Origin of the sequence: Rhizobium leucaenae USDA 9039 (assembly GCF_000426285.1) — a bacterium.
GTDB classification, from domain to species: Bacteria; Pseudomonadota; Alphaproteobacteria; order Rhizobiales; family Rhizobiaceae; genus Rhizobium; species Rhizobium leucaenae.
Genome location: NZ_AUFB01000019.1, coordinates 99,049 through 115,484, shown reverse-complemented (window position 1 = coordinate 115,484; position 16,436 = coordinate 99,049). Strand labels below are relative to the sequence as shown.

The 16,436-nt window shown below is 57.7% G+C and carries 21 protein-coding genes; 9 read left to right on the top strand and 12 right to left on the bottom strand.

Going from position 1 to position 16,436, the window contains the following annotated elements:
- The 4 genes from K290_RS0124370 to K290_RS0124355 form a co-directional block, all read right to left on the bottom strand.
- A partial coding sequence (locus K290_RS0124370; RefSeq protein ID WP_245276659.1) for a two-partner secretion domain-containing protein occupies positions 1-479 on the bottom strand: 479 nt, incomplete at its 3' end.
- Positions 480-876: 397 nt separating this feature from the next.
- Positions 877-1,341 (bottom strand): hypothetical protein, encoded by a 465-nt coding sequence (locus K290_RS0124365; RefSeq protein ID WP_028754268.1) that lies wholly within the window; start codon positions 1,339-1,341, stop codon positions 877-879.
- Positions 1,342-1,361: 20 nt separating this feature from the next.
- A complete protein-coding gene (locus tag K290_RS0124360; protein ID WP_028754267.1) occupies positions 1,362-3,152 on the bottom strand; it encodes a ShlB/FhaC/HecB family hemolysin secretion/activation protein in 1,791 nt (596 codons plus the stop codon).
- A 21-nt stretch (positions 3,153-3,173) separates the two neighbouring features.
- Positions 3,174-3,875 (bottom strand): invasion associated locus B family protein, encoded by a 702-nt coding sequence (locus K290_RS0124355; RefSeq protein WP_028754266.1) that lies wholly within the window; start codon positions 3,873-3,875, stop codon positions 3,174-3,176.
- 194 nt (positions 3,876-4,069) lie between these two features.
- On the opposite strand from K290_RS0124355, the gene K290_RS0124350 reads away from it, so the two are divergent.
- From K290_RS0124350 to K290_RS0124335, 4 genes are all read left to right on the top strand, one after another.
- Entirely contained in the window at positions 4,070-5,377 is a 1,308-nt protein-coding gene (locus K290_RS0124350; RefSeq protein WP_245276657.1) for a toxic anion resistance protein, read from the top strand.
- 19 nt (positions 5,378-5,396) lie between these two features.
- Positions 5,397-6,086: a TerD family protein gene (locus K290_RS0124345; RefSeq protein ID WP_028754264.1), complete on the top strand. Its 690-nt coding sequence runs from the start codon at positions 5,397-5,399 to the stop codon at positions 6,084-6,086.
- A gap of 266 nt (positions 6,087-6,352) precedes the next feature.
- Complete coding sequence (locus K290_RS0124340) at positions 6,353-7,135, top strand: hypothetical protein (protein WP_161631249.1); 783 nt, start codon at positions 6,353-6,355, stop codon at positions 7,133-7,135.
- A complete protein-coding gene (locus tag K290_RS0124335; protein WP_028754262.1) occupies positions 7,132-7,908 on the top strand; it encodes a VWA domain-containing protein in 777 nt (258 codons plus the stop codon). Before K290_RS0124340 ends, K290_RS0124335 begins: the two co-directional genes overlap by 4 nt.
- 88 nt (positions 7,909-7,996) lie before the next feature.
- Here the strand turns inward: K290_RS0124335 and K290_RS0124330 are convergent, their stop codons facing one another.
- A complete protein-coding gene (locus K290_RS0124330) occupies positions 7,997-9,658 on the bottom strand; it encodes an alpha-amylase family protein (protein ID WP_028754261.1) in 1,662 nt (553 codons plus the stop codon).
- A 207-nt stretch (positions 9,659-9,865) separates the two neighbouring features.
- On the opposite strand from K290_RS0124330, the gene K290_RS38465 reads away from it, so the two are divergent.
- Complete coding sequence (locus K290_RS38465; protein ID WP_081670427.1) at positions 9,866-10,054, top strand: hypothetical protein; 189 nt, start codon at positions 9,866-9,868, stop codon at positions 10,052-10,054.
- A 93-nt stretch (positions 10,055-10,147) separates the two neighbouring features.
- Here the strand turns inward: K290_RS38465 and xth are convergent, their stop codons facing one another.
- Together xth and K290_RS38045 are read right to left on the bottom strand one after the other, a co-directional pair.
- Positions 10,148-10,921 carry an exodeoxyribonuclease III gene (xth, locus tag K290_RS0124325; protein ID WP_028754260.1) on the bottom strand — a complete coding sequence of 258 codons (774 nt, stop codon included), beginning with the start codon at positions 10,919-10,921 and terminating at the stop codon, positions 10,148-10,150.
- A gap of 5 nt (positions 10,922-10,926) precedes the next feature.
- The gene (locus tag K290_RS38045) at positions 10,927-11,064 is read right to left on the bottom strand and encodes a hypothetical protein (protein ID WP_172831012.1); all 138 of its coding nucleotides are present in this window, start codon (positions 11,062-11,064) and stop codon (positions 10,927-10,929) included.
- Between the two features lie 212 nt (positions 11,065-11,276).
- Here K290_RS38045 and K290_RS0124315 point away from each other — a divergent pair, with 212 nt between their 5' ends.
- Together K290_RS0124315 and K290_RS37445 are read left to right on the top strand one after the other, a co-directional pair.
- The gene (locus K290_RS0124315; RefSeq protein ID WP_425337605.1) at positions 11,277-12,500 is read left to right on the top strand and encodes a GGDEF domain-containing protein; all 1,224 of its coding nucleotides are present in this window, start codon (positions 11,277-11,279) and stop codon (positions 12,498-12,500) included.
- 35 nt (positions 12,501-12,535) lie between these two features.
- The gene (locus tag K290_RS37445; RefSeq protein ID WP_245276656.1) at positions 12,536-12,676 is read left to right on the top strand and encodes a hypothetical protein; all 141 of its coding nucleotides are present in this window, start codon (positions 12,536-12,538) and stop codon (positions 12,674-12,676) included.
- Positions 12,677-12,708: 32 nt separating this feature from the next.
- Here the strand turns inward: K290_RS37445 and K290_RS0124305 are convergent, their stop codons facing one another.
- From K290_RS0124305 to K290_RS0124290, 4 genes are all read right to left on the bottom strand, one after another.
- Positions 12,709-12,996 (bottom strand): hypothetical protein, encoded by a 288-nt coding sequence (locus tag K290_RS0124305; RefSeq protein WP_051264201.1) that lies wholly within the window; start codon positions 12,994-12,996, stop codon positions 12,709-12,711.
- A gap of 14 nt (positions 12,997-13,010) precedes the next feature.
- On the bottom strand, positions 13,011-13,226 hold the full coding sequence (locus K290_RS34910) for a hypothetical protein (protein ID WP_065091444.1): 216 nt from the start codon (positions 13,224-13,226) through the stop codon (positions 13,011-13,013).
- Between the two features lie 283 nt (positions 13,227-13,509).
- Positions 13,510-14,115: a hypothetical protein gene (locus tag K290_RS0124295; protein ID WP_028754257.1), complete on the bottom strand. Its 606-nt coding sequence runs from the start codon at positions 14,113-14,115 to the stop codon at positions 13,510-13,512.
- A 40-nt stretch (positions 14,116-14,155) separates the two neighbouring features.
- A complete protein-coding gene (locus K290_RS0124290; RefSeq protein WP_028754256.1) occupies positions 14,156-14,470 on the bottom strand; it encodes a hypothetical protein in 315 nt (104 codons plus the stop codon).
- A 459-nt stretch (positions 14,471-14,929) separates the two neighbouring features.
- Here K290_RS0124290 and K290_RS0124285 point away from each other — a divergent pair, with 459 nt between their 5' ends.
- Entirely contained in the window at positions 14,930-15,211 is a 282-nt protein-coding gene (locus K290_RS0124285) for a hypothetical protein (protein ID WP_028754255.1), read from the top strand.
- A gap of 169 nt (positions 15,212-15,380) precedes the next feature.
- Positions 15,381-15,800, top strand: coding sequence for a hypothetical protein (locus K290_RS0124280; RefSeq protein WP_154668658.1), 420 nt, complete (start codon positions 15,381-15,383; stop codon positions 15,798-15,800).
- Between the two features lie 160 nt (positions 15,801-15,960).
- On the opposite strand, the gene K290_RS34905 is transcribed toward K290_RS0124280, so the two are convergent.
- The gene (locus K290_RS34905) at positions 15,961-16,386 is read right to left on the bottom strand and encodes a hypothetical protein (RefSeq protein WP_037136171.1); all 426 of its coding nucleotides are present in this window, start codon (positions 16,384-16,386) and stop codon (positions 15,961-15,963) included.
- Positions 16,387-16,436: the final 50 nt, after the last annotated feature.

Here is a 16,436-nt window from a genome sequence, read left to right as displayed (position 1 = left end):
CAGCCATTGCAGCTTATTCCATTAGGATTTGCCACTATCACGTCGGCTTTTGTGCCGAAGATTTCCATCGGGCCGTTCAGCGCCGAGCGATTGGAACTGGTCACCTCATTCAGGATGACCGAAGCCGGGTTCGAGGCATTGAGGTTCGGGTTACCCGGCGTCACGCCGCCGAGGTTCGAGGTGCCTTGCTCGCCCTTGAAATTGTTGAGGATTGCGCCCTGGGTGCCGACTGAGAGGCTGTCATATTTGTTATGTGACAGGCCGGCAGCGTTCGGCGTGACGATATAGATGAGCGGCACGCCATTCGGCGCCGCTCCGACGCTCGGCTGATTGGCGACAGGCGCCGTCGTGCTGGCCGAAATCGACTGAGCGTTAGCAATCGCCGGCTGTAAAAATAGAAGCGCGCTGAGGGTAATCGCAAGCGATTGCTGTCCGAGGCGCAGGAGCCGATGAACGACACTGCTTGTCCTAGACCGCAAAACGTTCCGATCATTCAACGATTTGCTGGAATCCTGCCCTGGATACTTGCCCACGATACGCACTCGCCCCTCTGAGGTCGGGCTACGTCCGCGGATCTCGCAGGAAAATGTAGCCTATATCTTGCCTCGCCCGGACCGCGTCATGCGGCACCATATTGATGATTTTTCTTGATGGACTTGGCGGCGAACGTCAATTCACTACACGGATATGGAGAGCAACATGGAGAGAGTTCGCGTAAATTTGGTAAAGCCTGTGTGAATTTTACACCAATAACTATAGGCGATACGGAGAAGAAAACGCGTTATGGATGATTTTTTGTAGGTGCTTCAGCTCTTGCGGCGCCGCCGTGCAGGCGCCCCGCCTACCGGCGGGGCAGCCTGCGGTTCGCCCGCCGCCTTAGCCGTCTCTCTTGGCCGGGGTTGTCTTCACACCACCGTCGAGCTTCTTGTAGACTTCGCCCAATTGCGACTTCGGCACCGGGCACTTTCGCGAACGGGCAAGTTCGGTGAGCACCTGGTTGCGATTGCGCAAGGCGTCGATCTCGACCTTTTCCGGGGATTTGGGATCCATGAAGAATAGCGCCGGCCAGAAGAGAAGAACGCCGGTGGCGCCGAGAATGACGTTTTTGCCTTGAGCCTGAGAACGCTCTTTGACGGTCGCGAGGATCTGACGTTCGTTGGCTTCGAATTCGCGCGAGACCCCGCCGCAATCCATCCCGCTATCGGCGACATTGGTCGCGGCAATTGGATGCGCTTCGCGGCCGCCGCAGCTCGAAAGCGCTATGGCGCAACAAAGAAGCGCAGCCGCAGGGAGCGATGCCGAAGAAGCCGTCTTGTTGTCTTTACGAATGAATAAACCCATGATTTTCCTCTAAATTCTGGTTACCATTTTACGGAGGAGCTGACGAAGAGAAGCCCCCCATCCTTTTTGTCGACAGTGCCGGCCAGCACGTCGGAATAGCCGATGTCGAGATTGAGATTGCCGCCCGCGAACTTCGCACCAACTGTCCAGCCGAGCATGTCGCCGCCCGCGATCTGATGGCGCGTCTCGGAGGCGATCCGGCCATAGTCGAGCCCGACATAGGGGCGGAATTCGCCGAACATTTTTGAAAGCGCTGCATTGTCGGCAAAGGGCTGGGTACGCCAGACCAGGTCGTTGCGCGTGAAAAAACCGTTGTTGCCGAACAGCATGCTCTCGCGCGTGCCGCGGACGGTGGAATAGCTGCCGAGCGAAATCTGCTCGGCTCCGAACAGATTGTCGGGGGAATATTGGCCGGTCAGGATAGAATTGACCTCGAAGCGCTGTTCGCCAAGCTGAAACGGCCGGGTCATGGTGATGGTGCCGGTGAACTTCGAGAACCGCGGATCGGCATTGCCCGCGCCGGCATCACCCGGATCGACGGCGTCGAAGAGGTTCAGACCCTGGTTGTAGGAAAGATCGAAGACCCAGAGGCCTCCAAGCATGCGCCGCGAGTGCGAGATGCCGAGATCGCTCACCGTATATTTGCGGCTGCCGACCTCGATCTTGCTGCCGAGCAGGAAATTGTTGGTTTCCTTGTAGGTCAAGCCGCTGTTTAAGGTCGTGATCGAATCCTTGTCGCGGAAGATGACGCGGTCGGCACCGATGCCGAGTTGCTTGGAATTGCCCGATGTCTGCAAAGTCCCGAAATTGCCGGGAACCGAGCTGTCATAGCCGTACCAGGCGCCGTTTACCTCAAGCGTCCAATAGCCGTAGGGGACGCTGACATTGCCGGTATAGCTATCACTCCGGCCTTGACCGTCGTCGCGCCAGGGATAGTTCGGGCCTGTGTGCTCGTAGGCGAAGTTCCATTGGTCATTCACGCCGAAGAGGTTGTCGTAACCGACAGAGGTCGATGTCTTTGAGTATCCCGTCTGCTCTTGGCCGAGGTTGCTATTGCCGAAGGAGACGTGCCAAGGATGGCTGGGCTTGTTCTCGATGTTGAGGATGGAAGTGCCGCTGGCCTTGCCTGGCAACATTGCCGTCTTGGCGTTGTTGGAATTCAGCCGGTTGATCTGGTCGAGGCCCTGCTCGATGTCGCGCAGATTGACGATATGGTCCTTCAGGCCGGGAAAAGCGGTGGCAAGCATGCCGGAGCCCATCACTTCGGAAACAGGCGCCGGCTTGCCGTTGATATAGATGTCAGCAAGCGTGCCCTCGACAGCGACCAGACGCAATGTCTTCGTCTTGGCGATGTCTTGCGCCGGCACATAGAGGCGCGAGCTCACGAAGCCCCTGTCGAGATAGAGCTGGGTCAGGTCCCGCAACAGGGTGTTGATGTCTCCGACACCGACGCAGCGGTTGCGGTAGCGGACCGTGACCTTGTCGATATCAGCGGCTCTTAATCGCGTGACGCCGTCCACCTGGACATCAGTAACCGCAAAACAGGGCCCGCCTTTTTTCGCTCCCCCTTCCTGCTGCTGATCGGACGGCGCCTCCGATGGTTTCGGCGTGCTCTTGCGAAGCGCCTCCAGGCGCTGCTGTTCATTCTGCTGCGCTTGCCGGCGGGCGAAATCGTCATTCGGCGATTGCTGCGCAGCAGCCATCGATGCCGCCAAAGCCGTCGTCAGCAACACGATGATGCGCGCGATGGGAAGGGACGCCGTGAAGGCAAGGCTGCGGTGGACAGCCGTCGGTTGCCGGGCCGATGTCATGGGATCGTTCGCGTCGTGCCGTTAGTTGGAAGCGGGTTTCTGCAGCGCATCCAATGCCGCGGCCAGTCCCTTCAAGGAGAATTTGATGTTGACCTTCTGGCCATTCATCATCTGCACGTGACCGACCCCATCCGCCGCCTTTGAAAGTGCCGCGACCATTTTTGCGTCCAGCTTCTGTTGCGACCAGCAACCGGCCTGGTTGCAATTGCGATAGGCAAGCTGAACGACGGGCTTATCACTCGCGTCGATGCTGAGCCCTGCCGGCAAATACATGTTGAGCGGCACAAGCGTCGTCAACACGAGATCGCTCTGCACCTTCTTGCTCTCCTTCTTCGGCAAAGCCGGAGCGGGCACCGGCGCCTTAGCGATCGCCAAGGTCAGGATGTTGACGTCCTGCTCACCCTGCTTCACCGTCGCGATCTGCGCCACTTCGCAACTTGTCGTCGCCGAACCGTCGGCGGCCTTGCCATCGACGCAGCGATAATACCAGTCGTCAAACTTCTGCACGCGGGCTTGCTGCGCCGGCTGTTGCTGACCAGCAGGTGTTTGACCGGCAGGTGCCGTAGCGGAATTCTGTTGAGCGCCCGCATTGGCCGGCGCGGTCGCACCTGTCGCCGGCTGCTCTTGGGCCATGCCCGACGGCGCATAAAGGACGGATGAAATCAGAATTACGGATGCGAGATTCCTAGCGGAAAACATGTCATTCAAAACAGCAAACGTCATGCAAAGCTTCCCAAAGGCCATAACTGCTCGATTGAGCAAGAGGCACTTGCTCACCGATAAATCATCAAAATCATGAAAGAGCACCTGGAAAGTGCGGCCGATCATCGGCTTGACCTGCCCAATAGCAGACTTCATTCGACACACGGATAGTTAGAATTGTCGCGGCGCCGATTCGTGCTCTCTTTTGGTGAACTGTGTGTATTTTTGCAACACAGACGCTTATATTGGTTAACCAGAGGCATTCGAACGTGGCTACTTTTTCCTTAGTCGCAAAAAATACACGTTATCATTGTCTTCCATATAGCTCTCGGCTAAGTTCGCGTCATTCGAGTAGTGGCCACCAGTACCTGGGGAGTACGGAAATAATCGACGATCAGTTTCAAAGGGCGGTGGCGTCGGGCGGGTTGCCCGCCAAAGTCACCATTGTCCTTTCTCCCGAGAACCGCGCGGATGCCGAAGTGATTGCAAAGAAATTCCGTCTCGAAACGGCGGAGCCAAGCGGTCTGGTAACGTTCGGCCAGGAGGCCATCAGCGGCTTCGGCTCTCGGCTGGACGAAATTCTGTCCCAGATAACGAACGCCCAGTCTCCTGTCCTTTTCGAATTGTTTCGGACGGTACGCGACGGGATCAACGACGCCGACTTGAAAACTCTCGAGAACAGCATTCGCGAAAAGCTCAAGGGCAGCTTTCTCGATAGAATATTGATCGCCATTGGATTGCGGGATCCGGCCAACAGATTGAAGCGCGTGACCGACGAGGTGCGCGGCATTCTGCAGAGCAAGACCAAATCTCTGAGCGACCTCATCAAGCCTATGGAAGCCCAGGTCGATCAGGAGAGCGCAAAGCTGGTCACCGACGTGTCACGCATGAGCCAGCTCGCCAACGGTTATCGGGATTCGATCGTATCCCTCGGTAAGTTCGTCGAGGCCGGACGGCTGATAATCGCAGAGGCCGAAAGCGATCTGATGCGACTCAAGGAAGAGGCCGCCGGCGGGGATCCGCTGAGGGTCCAGACGGCGCGTGACTTCGCACAGAAGCTGGATATTTTCCAGAATCGGGTTTTGGTGCTTGAAACCACCTATGCCAAGGCGCCGGCCGATCTCGACTCCATCGGCATCGCCCGCGGTGCAGCGCTTGCGACGCTTGCAGAAACGGTTTCGTCCGCCAACGCCGAGTTCAACGACATCAAATCGATCCTTATTCGACTGCATGTGCTGTTCCAGATGCAGTCGATTCAACAAATGAACGAAATGCGCCGGGAGCTTCGCTCCTCCCTCCAGCGCTATGGACTGCAGGTGTTGGAGGACGTCTCCATGAACGCGGCGAAGGCTTCCGGCGAGACGCGCCTGGCGGATGCGGACCTGGTGCTTGAAACAGCGCAGCGCCTGCGCTCGATCGCCGATAAGGTGCTCGCCGAAGGCGAGCAGAACAAGCAGCGCTACTCCGCCGCCCGCGCGAAGCTGGAGCAGGCCCGGCAGCTTGTCACCGACCGCCCGATTTAAGACATGGAGTGAAGAACGCATGGCGACATTCAAGCTTGCGAAGGGTCAGTCGTTTCAGATTCACAAGGAGATGGAGCTCGTCCATTCCGGGCTGGTGTGGGATCCGCCGGAAGGCTCCGGTCCGGCCTTCGATCTCGACGTTCACTGCTTCGCGCTCATCCATCCGGGCGGCGACGCCAATCGCGCGCGGCTCTACAACGACGGTTCGCATGCGCTCTGCTACGCATTCGTACGTGGGCCCGGCAATCCCGAAGGCTCCCTCTCGAAGAACCCTGACGGCTCGTTCCAGACCGGCGACGGCTCAATGTGGCACGAGCGCGACGACCGCACTGGCCGCGGCGGGCCTGTGCGGGCCGACGACGACGATGACGAGGAAGGCGGGCATCACGGCGAAGGCTTCAGAGAGGAATTCAAGATCGTCCTGGCGAAGCTGCCGGCCGATGTCGCCGAACTGGCGGTCTGGGCAACCATTCATGACGCCGAACGCAAGCGCCAGGACTTTGGGAAGGTGAAGAACGCCTACATCGAGGTCTGCGATGCCATGGACGATGAACTCTGCCGATATCAGCTCACGGCCGAATTCGCCGGAAAGACGACAATACAGGTCGCGTCCTTCCTTAAACAATCTGATGGTTCGTGGAAGTTCCACGCCGTCGGCGCGGGGTCGAATGCCGGCCTGGGTGAAGTCATCAACGCCTATTTGGGATGAAGGAGCCGGATGCTGTGGCACCGGGGGACGATGACGGCGACCCGCTTCGCAAAGCGTCTCCCAAGATTCTCTTTGGAGAGCGCGCGCCGACTGAGGAAGCGGACCCTGAAAACCCGGGTGGAAAGCCGCGAGTGCTCTTCGGCTCTGCTCGTCAACCAGCGGCCAAGGGTACGCTCCCTCGCATCGTCGCGGGTGGTGAGGCGCGTCGGCGCATCGAATGCAACATATCCAGACTGCGAGAGATCGAGCCGGACGCCGCGGAGGCCGTGCTTCGCAACGCGATACGGCTCGTCGAGGGGACCAATCTCGACGACCATCATTTCGACGATGTCGTGCGCTTCGGCGCATCGCTTCAGGAAAATTACGGGAGACTCGCCGACGAGCAACTCGCCCTCGCGGGCGACGATACCCTCGCAACGGTCAAACGTCTCAGCGGTGATCTTCTGCAGCATCTCGACCAGCTCGACCCGGCACTCGTATTTGCGCCCCAACGCGGCATTGGCGGCATTCTGCGTGCCATTACGCTGCGAGAAGACCCTCAAACGCTCTTTGCGCGCCGCTATGGAGAAATAGTGGAGATCACCAGGGAGCTTAAGGACCGTCTGCCGGAGATTTCAAGACTGCTCGATACGATCAATTCGTTACGAAACAAGTACAAATCCTTGGAAAACGGCCTGGCAGCACATGTTCTCGCCGCACGCTTCCTTGTCCGGCACATAGCTACGCATACCTACGAGAACAGTGTTGTCGAAAAACATTACACAGCCCAGGCCGATGCCCTTGAAGCACGAATTGCGGCGCTTTCTGCGACGGCGGCCTCTGTTGCGATCGGGCATCAAATGATCAACTCTATTCACATCGTCGTTGCGGGGACCGAACGCTTTGCCTCCGATCTTATCAACGAAGAACTTCCGGCCTGGAAAACCACCTATTCGGCGGCATTGATGGCGCGCGCCTCAGACGCCCATGCCGCAGCCACCAACCTCCCTCGCCTCAAGCAGATCCACATCCGGTTACGAAACACCCTAGCAATGAAGGATGATCCATGACGACATTCAAACTCCAAAAGCCCGAGGAAGAGGTCCGCCGAGTCGGCTTTGTGCTTCAGAAGCAAGGCATTCATGAGCGCATCCCGGCACAGGTGGGGCTGAACATCGACATATCGGGCTCTATGGCGGAGTTATTTTCATCCGGCATCGTGCAATCGGCGCTCGAGCGGGTGCTCCCGGTTGCCTTGTACTTCGACGACGACGGCCGCATCGACACCTGGGTCTTTTCCGACACCGATAGGATCGCGTCCATCACCCCGGCAACGGCCAACAATTATGGCGGCTATGTCGAGCGCGAAATCACCGGCAACCCGCTGCTGAAACGCATCCTCTGGGGAGGCACGGACTATGCCCCGGTCATTCGCTCCAACCTGATGACTTACGGACTGCTCGAAGAACAAAATTCCGGCGGCCTTCTCGGGATGATCTTCGGCATGAAGCGCGACACGCTTGGCGAGGAAACGCGCTCGGGCGTTCCAGCCATCAACTACTTCCTGACTGACGGGCAGAACTCCGACCATGACGCCGCATGGCGTCTTCTAAGGGAAGCCGAGCACGCGGAGTCGCAGATCTACTATGTCATGGTCGGCATCGGAGACGACGAGTTCAGCTTCCTCCGTGCGGCTGCAAAGGAATTTCCGAACGTGGGCTTCGTGAGCGCCAGGAACTTGGGCGCGTTTGTCGGCAGTGACGACGCCTACGAGAAGCTGCTGCCCGCCGAACTCTGCTCCTGGTTGAAGCACGAGCACGAGGGAGACGACGATCATCATTAGCAGCGTCAGCGGGCGGGCGCCGACATGCGCGGCGTCCTCTTTCCCGCGGATGCGACCGTTTGCTTTCCGTACGCGGCCTTGCTTCCCTCTACAGCTCCGTCCTCCGCAGAAGATAGTCGAGACCTCCGACCCTGAACCACTTAAAGGCGAACGCTTCCAGGTAGACGCAGTGGTGTCCTGCGTCGTCGGCCTCACTTTTTGTGCCGTCCACGATGTCCACCAGTATCCGCCCGAGATCGCCGATATCAGGATCGATATCCACCTCAACGGGGCGTGAATTGAAATTGTGGACAATCAAGAGCGAATTGTTGCGCCAGTCATAGCGCAGCACGAGGACACCGATATTGGCCGTCTCCAGACACGTGAAAGCACCCCAGCCAATCTCGGGAGCTTCTTTCCTCATTCGGACCAGCCGCTCCATCCAATTGAGCATGGATTCTGGATCGCAGCGCTGATCTGCGACGTTGATGTGTTCATATCCATAGGGACCTTGGGAAATCACGGGAAGGATCGGTTTGTCGCCGCTGGTAAATCCGGCGTGTGGTTCCCTAGACCATTGCATCGGCGTGCGGGCCGAGTTGCGTTCTGGAAGAGAAAGGTCGTCCCCCATTCCGATCTCGTCGCCGTAGCGCAGCACGGGCGTGCCCGGCAGCGAAAACATCAGGCTATACGCCATGCGTATCTTATCCGCGTTGCCGTTCATCATCGGGGCGAAGCGGCGACGAATTCCGCGGTCGTAAAGCTGCATCGTCTTTTCGGCACCGAAGGCATCGAAAACGATTTGACGTTGCTTGGCTGAAAGACGGCCGAGATCGAGTTCGTCATGGTTCCGCAGGAACAATCCCCATTGCGCCGTCACCGGCCTTGTCCTGGTGGCATTCATAGCTTCTATCAACGGCCGGACGTCGGCGCTTGCAAGTGCGTAGAAGAGCGTCTGGTTTACTTGAAAATTGAACATCATCTGCATGCGGTCGCCGTCCTCGCCGAAATAGTCGAGATCGGTCTTCGGAAGAACATTTGCCTCCGCAAGAATTATGGAGTCTCCCTGGCGCCATTGCAGGAATTCGCGGAAAGTCCGCAGCATGTTAAATTGCTCGGCTGGCTTTTGCGCGTCCGGCCCCTTTTCGGCGATGACGAACGGCACGGCATCCATGCGAAAGCCGGAAACCCCGAGCTGGATCCAGAAGCCCATTATCTTCAAGATCTCAGCTTGCACATGCGGATTGGCGGTGTTGAGGTCGGGCTGAAAATCGTAAAAGCGATGGAAGTAATATTCTTTGGCTTTATCGTCATAGGTCCAAGTGGTCTTCTGCACGCCGGGAAAGACCATGCCCTGATCGGCGTTCGCAGGCTTTTTCTTCGACCACACATACCAGTCGCGGTAGCGCGAGTTCGGATCTTGGCGCGCATCCTGAAACCAGGGGTGCTGGTCGGAGGTATGGTTGACGACCAGGTCGATCAGTACGCGGATGCCGCGCTGCTCGGCGCCGTGGGTGAACTCGACGAAATCTCCAAGCGTGCCGTAGCGGGGGTCAACGTTATAATAATCGGAAATGTCGTAGCCATCGTCTTTCCGCGGTGACGTCTGAAACGGCATGAGCCAGATGGCTGTGATACCCATGCCAGCGATATAGTCGAGGCGGCGCATGAGACCCTGGAAATCGCCGACACCATCCCCATTGGAATCCATGAAGGTTTCGACGGACAGGCTGTAGATGACAGCGTTCTTGTACCAGAGGTCGTTGATCATGTGCGTCTCCCGGGAATTGCCGAGTGGGCAATGGCATAACCGCCCGGATTGTTCCCGCAGACGAAATTGATCACCTTCCGCCAAAGAAAATCCGCTCCTTGATCCGGACCGGTGGAGCGAATAGCCGGGTTGAACGTTCTGTCCCATGGAAGTTGAACGGCTGATCGGCAGCTTGTGCCGTTCTGCCGTCTCGAAAGGAGAACAAGCATGCCGACAGAAGTACCGAAATCTGATGAAACGCCTCGCGGTCCTATTCCGTCGCCAGGTGTGCCGGATCGCACTCAGGAGAAGCCGCCGCTGACACCGGTGCAGAGCCCCGAAGACAGTAAAAATCCGAATGATCCGCCGCTTGATCCGGCTTTGTTGCCAACCGGTGATCCGTCTGGGGCAGCGTGACCTCAAGATTGCTGATGCTGCATTCGGCTCAGTAGCCCTCCATCCAGAAGCCGCGTCGTTCTGCAACGACGCGCTTAGATTGCGCGGCGATAGTCATTCACTAAGTTCGATCCAGACCGGGGCGTGATCGCTGGCATGAGGCAAAGCGCGGATCGACTTATCGACACCTGCCGCTACCAAATCGCCTGCCAATGCGGGGCTAAGCAGGAGATGGTCTATGCGCAAGCCGGCATCGCGGGCGAACGCGTTGCGGAAATATTTCCAAAATGTGTAGATGCGCTGATCCGGGTAGAGGTGGCGCAATGTATCGGTCCATCCTTGGGACACGAGATCGCGGTAAGCCGCCCTCACTTCCGGCCGAAACAACGCGTCGTCGCGCCAGCGCTCGGGCGCATAGACATCGAGATCGGTCGGCATGACGTTGAAATCTCCAACGAGTGCGACCGGGATTTCCAGCGTCAGCAGCTCCTCCGCATAAGCAGTGAGGCGCCGGAACCAGCGCAGCTTGTAGTCAAACTTCGGCCCGGGCGCTGGATTGCCGTTCGGAAGATAGAGGCATCCAATGAGCATTCCGCCGACCGCTGCCTCGATATAGCGGCTGTGGGTATCGTCCAAATCGCCGGGAAGTCCGCGGCGCGTCTCTATCGGGTCGTGTCCCTTCGCTAAAATAGCAACGCCATTCCAACTCTTCTGGCCATGCCAGACGGCACCATACCCGGCTTTTTCGAGGGCCCGCTGAGGAAACTTTTCGTCAGGCGCCTTAAGCTCCTGAAGGCAGACCACATCCGGAGAGGCCTCCGCTAGCCAGCGGAGGAGAATGTCGAGGCGGCCATTGATGCCGTTGACATTGAAACTTGCGAGCTTCAACGAGGTCAGCGCCTCGAATTGCGGTCGCGGCGATCTGCCGAGAGCGATCGACCAACATCGCCACTCTCCTTGAATTGACCCTTTTCGTTGCGGCGGACGTAACGCTTGTCGGTGCCGGTGTCGATGAGTTCACGCTTGCTCATGAGATAAGTCCTTTCGGGCCGCTTCATCGGCAGAACGCATGCGCGGGCAAAAAGATGCGACCCGATCAGGGAGATACAAAGGAGATGATGAAAAAACCCTCCGCCGATCTGACTTCATCATTCTTGCCGGCGAGAGATGCTCCGCTATGTGGCTTAAAATGGACGTACAGGAGAACAAGATCTCGGCGAGCTCTGTGGACGCGCCCGCACAGATGCCGCTCCAGGCGCAAAACCCCATTGTCATGGCTGAGGTGGAACGTCTTCTGAGGGGGCGTACCCGCGATATACGCTTAAAAGGCGAACTTTATCACCTGTTTCAGGAGCGTTCCTGGTTTCGAACGGCCAAAATCATTCGTTCCTGGATGATTTGGGTGGCGCTGATAGATGCGCTGACATTGGGTCTCAACGCCATCTTGCTTCCAAGGACGGTAGCGCTGTCGATGCTTCCTCCGGCCTGTATCCTTCCGCCGGCTGCTCTGGCCACTGCCTTTATCTGGAAAATACCGCGCACTTTCCAGCTTCAAAGGATTGTCCTGATTGTGGGCATGTTCTTTATCCTCCTGTCGGTCGCACTCGTGGGCGTGAATGCGGGAGGCGAATTCTACGAACGGCACTTGAACATCATGCTGTTCGTCGCCATTACCGCGATCATCATCTTCGCCATACCGCTGGTGTGGACGACGATAATCGCAGTCATGGCGCTGGGTCTCTATTTGTTTTTCCAAGTGCACAACCCCAATGTCACATTGGGGAGCTCCGAGGCTGCCACGCTGTTCTTCGCCAGCGGCATCGTCGCAACGGTGGTAGCCCGGCGTACCATGACGATTTTGGCCCAGAAGACCTTCCTTCTTGAACTGCGAGACAAGAGCCGGGTGGCGGAACTGGCTGATGCGAATGCCCGGCTCGAACTTCTTGCGAGAACGGATCCCCTCACCGGCATCGCTAACCGAAGATGGATGATGGAAATGCTCAATCGTCTCTGGGGTGGGGATAGCCAACGCACAGCGGGGATTGCGATGCTGATGTGCGATATCGATTATTTCAAGATGCTGAATGATAGTCTCGGCCATGGCGAGGGAGACCGCTGCCTTGTAAAGGTCGCCGGCATTATTCAAAGCAGCATGAGAGGAAATCGTGACCGGGTGTCACGTTACGGTGGCGAAGAGTTTCTAATTGTGCTTCCAAGCGTGAGTGAGGAAGAAGCCATTGCCGTCGCCGAGCGAATTCGAGAGGGTGTAGAAACCGCTTCTCTGCCAAACCCCGCGTCCGAGATATCGCCGTGCGTCACCCTCAGTATCGGGCTAGTCCATGTAGCGGACCTCGACTCCGTCTCGCCCGAGCAGCTTCAGAAGCGGGCCGACGAGGCGCTTTATCTTGCCAAGCAATCCGGTCGAAACCGAGTGGTGCTCTACAAGGCAAGCGCGCCGAACGCTTAGCTGCAGTTGCCTAAATCAAAGAATCCGTTGTTCTAATGTTCACCGGACTGCGCGAGAGGCTGAGCCCGGCGATTACGGCGGCTGCGACGCTGATGATGCTTCTGTCGATTATCCTGCTCGTGGTCGCCAACCTGCTCGCAAGACGCGGACGCAAAGGAAGCAAGCTCGAAAGCTGACAAACGTACCGAATGCGCGATAAACTTGGTCGTCAGTGCAACGGCTTGATCGGGGTGGCAGCGAAGGAGTCGATGCCTTCCAGTTCGACCGTCTGGAGGAATTGTTCAAACGCCTCCACATCGGTATCGAACACATCCATCCATACCGTAATATCGAGTCCTTCGTCGACCACCTGAAGATTCCATCCGCAATCCTCGCCGAATGGTCGGAAAATTTCTACGATCACGCTTATCCCGTCGGCAATAAACGGCCGAGACAGGGGAGAATATTCAAAGTGCGGATTATACTCATTTTCCGCATCGGCCAAACAATCCGTCATACAGTCTCTCCCGGCTAACTCCATGCCCGCGAATACAACAACTCACGAAGCTGACTTTGCTTCGTCACGCCGATCTGAAACCAATAGACAAGCTCTCGCGCCGCCTCCTGGGCTTCGACACCTGCCTTCTCGCAACACCGATCCTCGCAATAGGCGGCTAAGAGCGTCTGCATCATTACAACGTCTTCCGGATAAAGTGGCGGCGTCCGACTGCCAAATGCCTGAGCCATCCCGTCTCCTCCCTGGGTCAAACTGACCTTCAGGACAGTAGGCAAAAAATTCCGCTCGCCAATTAACTTTGACATAGGGCGCATTATTCTTCGGCAAGTAGGGATACGCGAACTGAATCGCCTGATGCGCGCCTCGATTGAGTGAACTGTTTGCTGGAGGTTGCGTTCTGTCAAAAGGAAAAACCAACGCAAAATACTTAGTTAAAGAAAATTTCAGTGTAGGCTGACAAACGGCATAGATGCACCGAGCCGGCAACGAAGGCCGGCTCGGTGGCGACATGAATTAGAAACGAGGTGGGGGCGTGTAGGGCCGGGAGTCCACGTCGGCGTCGTCGTAAGGATCGAGCGTATCGTCGAAGCGCTGCCATCCCTGCCCTGCATAGAGAGCCCGACGCTCGCGGATATTGACGCGCGGCAGGCGATCGAGGATCTGATTTGCGGTGGCGATCTCGTCGTCGTCGACACGCGCTACGACGAGCGAGCTGCCGCGTCGAACGCTCTCCGCGTAGACATTGGCATCCTCCTCGGGCACACCCGACTTTATCAGGGCGCCGACGATGCCACCCGCCGCGCCGCCGACGACGGCACCGCCAGCCGCGCCGGCCAGCGCGGCGACGAGCCAACCTGCGGCGACCACCGGGCCGACGCCGGGAATGGCAAGCATGCCAAGCCCTGCAAGCAGGCCGCCCGCGCCACCGGCTACTGCGCCGACACCTGCTCCGGCACCCGCGCCTTCGGCGGCCTTATTGCCCTGCTCCTCGACCTTGCGGCCCTCGCCGGTCCTGCTGACAATGCTGATATTGTCTGACGAGATTCCGGCGTCTTCCAACTGCTCAACGGCACGTTCGGCATCGCCACGCTGATCAAAAAGTCCAGTCACTGTTGCCATGGGATTTTCCTTCCTTCGTGTTCTTGATGGTGACGATCGTTCACTTGGTGACGATGTTGCCCTGGTAATCCAGCGCAACCTGGACTGTCTTCGAGCCCTTCTTCGCGGATGCTCTCCACACACCTTGATCGTCGAGCTGCAGGTTGGTGATCTCGGTATAGCCGGCCTTTTCCATTCGCGATTTAGCCTGGCTTTCGGTGAAGCTGTTCTTGCCCTGTACCGGCGCGCCGGGATTCGTTGTGTCAGGGGTGGCGACCGCGGGCGTCTTCTGCGTGGTCGTCGGCTTCTGGCTCTGAGCAAAGCCGGCCGAAGTGGCCATCAGAAAAGCGGCCGAAATTAGTAAAATTTTCCTCATAGGATTCCTCGCTGTCGTTCTTCTGAATTGAAGTCCGCACACCTAATCGGTTGAGAGAATTTATGTTCCAGCATTGCATGAAGAATCTATTCGACGCTCGATTCTGTTCGAAAAGTGGAAACGCGGTAGGAATTATGTCTTTTTGCTCTCTGGCAGGAGCAGCGAATTCGCAGCGCTACCGCCGATCGCCAGCAATGCAACGATCTGAAGGACTATTCGGTGAAGTCCGTGCCTTCGCCAGTCGCCTAACTGGAGTTCATGACAGAGCGAATGAAACCTGCGCCGCTGCCAAGGCTTTATTCTTATAAACAGCAGAAAGTTTCCCGGAAACGGATTCTACTGCCCGGAATTTGGTCGCAGGCGTGCGGCTTAATGGGCCGCCGCAACAGCCCGCGACCACAAGGCTAGGGAACCGCGAGCCTTCAGCGGAGTTTTGTTCCCATCGCAAGGAGCACGGCAATGCATCTCACCGACACCAAGGTCATCCACGAAGGAAACATGGTGAAAGTTCAATTCTTCGGGGAGGGAGGCGAGGTCGTTTCCGTTCAGATAAACAGCGGCGGCGTACAGATGGATGATATTGCGGCGATCGATCAAGCCAAAGTCATGATGGTTCAACTTACCGCGTTCGGCACGCGCGACGGCGGCGGAAGCCTCAACGCTTACGATGCTTTCAGCAACGGCAATTTCGATCGAGGTCAGCCGTATCCGCCGGTCGACAAGGCCAATACGAAGCACTGAGATCCGCCGCTGCCAAGGATGCAAGGCGAAGAGCCGCGGCCGTGAGCATGCGGCAACTTCGTGGGCTTTGCGGCACAGCCGCCGACCTCAGCCGTTCTTTAGGGAGAGTAAGCTTTAAGGAGAGCAAATCATGCCAGACAATTCAAAGACGTCCCCTGCGGTGGAATCCATGAAGCTGGAACAGGCGGAGCAGCGGCGCAAGGCCAACAAGGGGGAGCTGGAAATCGGTCTCGAAAATACCTTCCCGGCATCAGATCCGGTATCGGTTACACGCAGCGACATTCCGTCGGGACGGACCGATACTGTCGAGGCCCAGCGGGTAAAACATCAGGCCGATCTCTCGAGCAACCCCGACGCACGACTGGTTGGCGACAGGGTTGGGTTCGGGGAAAACCGAAGCGGCAATGCGCAGCAGGGCTTTACGTCTCGCGAGGGATATCAGCGTGAACGCGAAGGATTTTCGCAATCCGCGTCAACGGCCGGAACCATGCTCGCCAATTTCCGGGAACGCGTAAGAGAAAGGCCTCTTTTGGCCGTCGGTGTCGCGGCGCTGGCCGCATATGCTTATGCGATCAGATCCCATCGATAGTGAAGGCAACTGCGGCGGATATAATCCCGGAAATGGCGGCGGGAGACTTCGAGGCTGCGCTTCCGAAGTCTTCGGTCGCTATCCGGATATCGAAGACGCCGGGTAAGCAAATGTTATAATCCAACAGCCGGCGGAAGATCGCGACATTTCAATCGAGCCGTTACCGCGACCTTTCGTCGGGCCAAGTGATCATCAGGGGTATCGCCACTCTCGCGATCTTTCCCAAAGGCAATCGCTTCAACAGTCGTACACTGACAAAGGTAGCCGCCATCGCGCCTGCCAGTTTCGCCCATGGATACCGGCCGAGTTGGGCGTGCGCGCTTGCATCTGCCCAATCGATGTTCGATCTGACGACGGTTGTCGCCTGCTGCGCAACGGCACTGAGGCGCATCCGCAGATTTTCCATCTCGTCTCTGAGAGAGGCGATCTCACTCTTGAGCTCATCAAGACGCCGCCGTTCGGCGCCCATGTAGTCGTCGGGGCTTTGAAACCCTTCCTCCGCCGGCGCATCCGCTTCCAGCGCGGCGAGATGAGCCTGCAACTCGGCATCGGTCCGAAAGCCCTCCGGCTGCTTAGAAGCGCTCATGGCGGCCTCCGGGGTGAGAAACCAAGTCACCTTTGTCATTTTCCGGAATG

Bases quoted from the DNA above. Each gene is read 5' to 3' on its own strand.
- K290_RS0124305 (WP_051264201.1), bottom strand. From the start codon at position 12,996: ATGACGGATTGTTTGGCCGATGCGGAAAATGAGTATAATCCGCACTTT.
- K290_RS0124290 (WP_028754256.1), bottom strand. From the start codon at position 14,470: ATGAGGAAAATTTTACTAATTTCGGCCGCTTTTCTGATGGCCACTTCG.
- K290_RS0124330 (WP_028754261.1), bottom strand. From the start codon at position 9,658: ATGATCAACGACCTCTGGTACAAGAACGCTGTCATCTACAGCCTGTCC.
- K290_RS0124280 (WP_154668658.1), top strand. From the start codon at position 15,381: ATGAAGCTGGAACAGGCGGAGCAGCGGCGCAAGGCCAACAAGGGGGAG.
- K290_RS38045 (WP_172831012.1), bottom strand. From the start codon at position 11,064: ATGAGCAAGCGTGAACTCATCGACACCGGCACCGACAAGCGTTACGTC.
- K290_RS0124355 (WP_028754266.1), bottom strand. From the start codon at position 3,875: ATGACGTTTGCTGTTTTGAATGACATGTTTTCCGCTAGGAATCTCGCA.
- K290_RS0124360 (WP_028754267.1), bottom strand. From the start codon at position 3,152: ATGACATCGGCCCGGCAACCGACGGCTGTCCACCGCAGCCTTGCCTTC.
- K290_RS0124315 (WP_425337605.1), top strand. From the start codon at position 11,277: ATGCCGCTCCAGGCGCAAAACCCCATTGTCATGGCTGAGGTGGAACGT.
- K290_RS34905 (WP_037136171.1), bottom strand. From the start codon at position 16,386: ATGAGCGCTTCTAAGCAGCCGGAGGGCTTTCGGACCGATGCCGAGTTG.
- K290_RS0124295 (WP_028754257.1), bottom strand. From the start codon at position 14,115: ATGGCAACAGTGACTGGACTTTTTGATCAGCGTGGCGATGCCGAACGT.
- K290_RS38465 (WP_081670427.1), top strand. From the start codon at position 9,866: ATGCCGACAGAAGTACCGAAATCTGATGAAACGCCTCGCGGTCCTATT.
- K290_RS0124345 (WP_028754264.1), top strand. From the start codon at position 5,397: ATGGCGACATTCAAGCTTGCGAAGGGTCAGTCGTTTCAGATTCACAAG.
- K290_RS0124365 (WP_028754268.1), bottom strand. From the start codon at position 1,341: ATGGGTTTATTCATTCGTAAAGACAACAAGACGGCTTCTTCGGCATCG.
- K290_RS0124285 (WP_028754255.1), top strand. From the start codon at position 14,930: ATGCATCTCACCGACACCAAGGTCATCCACGAAGGAAACATGGTGAAA.
- K290_RS0124335 (WP_028754262.1), top strand. From the start codon at position 7,132: ATGACGACATTCAAACTCCAAAAGCCCGAGGAAGAGGTCCGCCGAGTC.
- K290_RS34910 (WP_065091444.1), bottom strand. From the start codon at position 13,226: ATGGCTCAGGCATTTGGCAGTCGGACGCCGCCACTTTATCCGGAAGAC.
- K290_RS37445 (WP_245276656.1), top strand. From the start codon at position 12,536: ATGTTCACCGGACTGCGCGAGAGGCTGAGCCCGGCGATTACGGCGGCT.